This is a genomic window from Polaromonas sp. P1_E3 (assembly GCF_056405935.1).
Genome location: NZ_JBFUBD010000737.1, coordinates 1 through 861, shown reverse-complemented (window position 1 = coordinate 861; position 861 = coordinate 1). Strand labels below are relative to the sequence as shown.

At 60.0% G+C, this 861-nt stretch carries 1 protein-coding gene; it reads left to right on the top strand.

Annotated elements, in window-relative coordinates:
- Positions 1–113: 113 nt before the first annotated feature.
- A partial coding sequence (locus AC1D0Z_RS23175) for a fumarate hydratase (RefSeq protein ID WP_477660475.1) occupies positions 114–861 on the top strand: 748 nt, incomplete at its 3' end.

Sequence of the window (861 nt, the reverse complement as noted above, 5' to 3'; positions counted from 1 at the left end):
GTTTTGAGCCGGTTTTGCCTCCTTCTCAAGCCAATCGCATGCGCCCCGCCCGAGGACGGATAATTGCAGGGTTTGCCCGAATTCCCGAAACGATCCTCATAACGACGACCACCATGACCACGATCAAGCAAGCCGACCTCATTGAATCCGTAGCCGCTGCGCTGCAGTACATCAGCTACTACCATCCCGCCGACTACATCGCCCACCTGGCGCGTGCTTACGAGCGTGAGCAAAGCCCCGCCGCCAGGGACGCGATTGCGCAGATCCTTACCAACAGCAAAATGAGCGCCACGGGCCAACGCCCGATCTGCCAGGACACCGGCATCGTCAACGTGTTCCTCAAGGTCGGCATGGACGTGCGCTGGGAAGGCTTCACCGGCAGCATTGACGACGCCATCAATGAAGGCGTTCGCCGCGGCTACAACCACCCTGACAACACGCTGCGTGCCTCGGTCGTGGCCGACCCACAGTTCGACCGCAAGAACACCAAGGACAACACACCGGCCGTGATCTTCACCGAACTGGTGCCCGGCAACACGATTGACGTCACCGTAGCCGCCAAGGGCGGCGGCAGCGAAAACAAAAGCAAGATGGTCATGCTCAACCCCGGCGATTCGGTGGTCGACTGGGTGCTGAAAACCGTGCCTACCATGGGCGCCGGCTGGTGTCCGCCCGGCATGCTGGGCATTGGCATAGGCGGCACCGCCGAAAAAGCCGTGCTGATGGCCAAGGAAAGCCTGATGGACGACCTCGACATGTATGAGTTGCAGGCCAAATCATCTTCAGGGGCCAAGCTGAGCAAGACTGAAGAATTGCGCCTCGAACTGTTTGAAAAGGTCAACGCCCTGGGCATAGGCGCAC